3 protein-coding genes are annotated in these 3,451 nt (G+C 66.1%); 1 reads left to right on the top strand and 2 read right to left on the bottom strand.

The features are described from left to right. Positions 1-813 (top strand): hydrogenase nickel incorporation protein HypB (gene hypB / locus VFG33_RS40140; protein WP_325058289.1); only part of this gene is annotated, 813 nt, incomplete at its 5' end. Here hypB and VFG33_RS40135 read toward each other — a convergent pair. Next, complete coding sequence (locus VFG33_RS40135; RefSeq protein WP_325058288.1) at positions 800-1,999, bottom strand: glycosyltransferase 87 family protein; 1,200 nt, start codon at positions 1,997-1,999, stop codon at positions 800-802. The two genes, hypB and VFG33_RS40135, sit on opposite strands and share 14 nt — an antisense overlap. Positions 2,000-2,089: 90 nt before the next feature. Then, positions 2,090-3,229, bottom strand: coding sequence for a glycosyltransferase 87 family protein (locus VFG33_RS40130; protein ID WP_325058287.1), 1,140 nt, complete (start codon positions 3,227-3,229; stop codon positions 2,090-2,092). Positions 3,230-3,451 lie beyond the last annotated feature (222 nt).

Below are 3,451 nucleotides of genomic sequence, written 5' to 3'. Positions count from 1 at the left end.
TGGAGGTGCCCTGACATGTGCAGCACCTGCGGATGCTCCGGCGAAGGCAGCGGCACCAGGATCAGCCTGGTCCCGGATCATCACCACGAGCACGCCGATGATCACCAGCACGAAGCCGGACACGGTCATGGTCACGGGCACGGGTATCAGGCGGCGCCGACCGTCGAGGAGACCCGGACGATCCTGCTGGAGCAGGAGATCCTGGGCAAGAACGACGGTCTCGCCGCCACCACCAGGCATCGCCTGCAGGAGCGCGGGATCACCGCGGTCAACCTGATGAGCTCACCCGGCTCCGGCAAGACCACCCTGCTGGAAAGCACCGTCCGCGCGTACGCCGGCCGCCGCGAGACCCTGGTGATCGAAGGCGATCAGGAGACCTGGCTGGACGCCGAGCGGATCCGCGCGACCGGCAGCAAGGTGGTCCAGATCAACACCGGCGCCGGCTGCCACCTCGACGCCCAGATGCTCAGCTCCGGCCTCGCCGAGCTCGACCCGCCCGACAACTCCCTCGTCTTCGTGGAGAACGTCGGCAACCTGGTCTGCCCCGCGCTCTTCGACCTGGGCGAGTCCGCGCGCGTGGTGATCATCTCGGTCACCGAGGGCGCCGACAAACCGGCCAAGTACCCGTACATGTTCCGCACCGCCGACCTGGTCCTGCTGAACAAGATCGACCTGCTCCCGTACGTCGACTTCGACGTCTCGCTCTGCCTCGACCTGATCCACCAACTCAAGCCCGACGCCCAGATCCTCCAGGTCTCGGCCACCAAGGGCGACGGCCTGGCCGACTGGCACGCCTGGCTCAACGCCCTGTGACCAACGCCGTCTCCTGACGAGCCGGTTCGACAGTCCGACGGGTCGCGACGGCAAGGAAGACGCACGCGGCCAGCGAGAGCCAGACGTAAGCGTTGCCCGCGAGGTGCTGGAGGAAGGTCCAGTTGAGTTCCTGGTTGCCCCGGCGCGGCGGCCACCAGATCGGGGCGAGCATGAAGAGCCCGAACCAGCCGGCGCCCAGGATGATCCGCCACCGGCCATGAACGACGCCGACCAGGGAGATACCCAAGGGCAGGATCCAGACCCAGTGATGGCTCCACGAAACCGGTGAGCACAGCAGACCGATGAGGCCGCAGACCGAAACCGAGGCGAGCCGCTCGCCACGGAGCCAGAGGAGTCGGGTCAGGTAGAGACCGGCGAGGACTGTGGCGACCACGACGAGTTGCCAGACCCGGCCGCCGCCTTCGAGATCGCCCGTCACTCTGATCAGAAAGCCGTTCCAGGACTGGTTTCCGGAGTAGGCCAGGCCGCCGATGCGGCCGGTGTCCGAGACCAGGTGGGTCCAGTAGTCCAGCGCGGTCCGCGGTGCGATCACGAAGCCGATCGCCACCGTGCCGATGAACGCCACCGACGCGTGCAACAACGCCTTCCATTGCCGGGTGACGAGCAACAGTCCGAAGAAGACGAGTGGCGTCAGCTTGATCCCGGCGGCGATCCCGATCCAGATCCCCCGACGAGGATGCTTCGCGTCGAGTACGTCGTACAGGATGATCGCGCAGAGGACCAGGTTGATCTGGCCGTAGGACAGCGTCTCCCGGACCGGCTCGAGCAGCAACGAAGCAGCGACCAGGGCAACCAGTACTGCGAGGCGCGGGCTGGTGGGCAACCACCGCGCTGCCGACCACCGCAGGGACAGTCGCCAGATCGCGACCAGCGCGACGAGTGAGGCCGCGATCGAGGCGGAGTACGCGATCGGCCACGGCAGCAGCGCGGCCGGAATCATCACCAGGCCGCCGAACAGCGGATAGGTGAACGGCATCGAGATGTCCTGTAACCGCGCGCCGTAGAGGGTCGACGGATCGTCCAGGATCGCCGAGCCACCCAGCCGGTACACCTTCAGGTCGGCGCCCGCGTGATCCCAAACGAACGGCAGCAAAACGCCGACCGCAAGTACAACCGCACCGGCGAGCCACCACCACCGGGCGGAGTTCCCCAACTTCCCCGTCACCTGGCAACAGTGACACCCGCCGGGGTCAATACCGGTCTATGCCACGCGGCAACTTCCGGCCATCCGCATCACATTCGACCAGCCGAGGGGCTAGAGAGGCTCGCGCACGACCTGGGGATCAGCGCGTACCCGCTCCCGTGAGACCGCGAGGAGGACGAGCGCGACCAGGGCGGCGATGAGGTAGGCGTTGCCGGAGAACTGATCCGCGAATGGCCAGTCGAGCTCGCGGTTGTCGTGGTTCGGCGGCCACCAGATCGGCGCGATCGTGAACAGGCCGAACCACAGCACGCCGAAAGGAATCCGCCAGCGGGGCGCCAGAACGGTCACGACAGAAACCCCGAGCGGGATGATCCAGACCCAGTGATGGCTCCAGGACACCGGCGAACACAGCAGCCCGATCAGCGCGCAGACCGAGACGGCGGCGAGCTGTTGACCCCGCAACCAGAGCACGCGGCACATCCAGAGGCCGGCGACCACGGTGACCAGGACCAGCCCGAGCCAGATGGGTCCGCCGCCGTCGAGATCACCGGTCAGCCTGATCAGGAAGGCGTTCCAGGACTGATTGCTCGAGAACGCGAGACCACCGATCCGCGTGGTGTCGGAGATCAGCGACGTCCAGTACTCCGTTGCCGCGTGCGGGGTGATCGCGAAACCGATGAGAACCGTTGCGAGGAACGCCACCGACGCGTGGATCAGGGCCTTCCATTGGCGGGTGACGACCAGCAGTCCCAGGAAGACGAGCGGGGTCAGCTTGATGCCGGCGGCAACACCGATCCAGATTCCCCGGCGAGTGTGCTTCACGTCGAGGACGTCGTACAGGATCAACGCGCAGAGCATCAGGTTGATCTGACCGAACCCGAGAGTCTCGCGGACGGGCTCGAGCAGCAGCGAACCTGCCACCACGGCCAGCAGAATCGCGGACGGAAGCTTGACGGACATTCGCCAGATGGCGACGACGCAGAGCACCGAGGTAACCGTCCACACGGTCACGGCGGCGCTCCAGGGAATCAACGCGAACGGGACCATCACGACCGCGGCGAACGGTGGATAAGTGAACGGCAACCCAGCCAACCGCGCGTCGTACAACGCGGAGGCGTCATCGAGCAACGTCGTCCCGCCCAGCCGGTAAACCTTCAAATCAACCAGCGAATGCTGCCAAACCATCGGCAACACAACACTGGCGGCAACACAAACAAGCCCCGCCAGCACCCACAACACCCTGGTGCGCATACCCGAATCCTGGCACAACCCCCAGGTCTCGTTCCCGCGGGTGGTTCGTGCTGTTGATGGGCGATCTGGTTCGTCGGACGGTAGGTGTGGGTGGTTCGCGTCGCCGGGCTGCGTGAGTTTGCTAGTCGTGGTGAGGTGAGTCAAGGGCGCTTCGCGGCCCTTCGGGCTCGAACGAGTTCGACCCTTGACACACCTCACCACGACCAGGGAAGGACGCAGCTA

It is taken from the genome of Kribbella sp., assembly GCF_035687465.1.
GTDB lineage: Bacteria > Actinomycetota > Actinomycetes > Propionibacteriales > Kribbellaceae > Kribbella.
Note: the sequence above shows the minus strand (reverse complement) of the source record. Positions and strands in the feature narration are given on the sequence as shown.

Bases quoted from the DNA above. Each gene is read 5' to 3' on its own strand.
- VFG33_RS40130 (WP_325058287.1), bottom strand. From the start codon at position 3,229: ATGCGCACCAGGGTGTTGTGGGTGCTGGCGGGGCTTGTTTGTGTTGCC.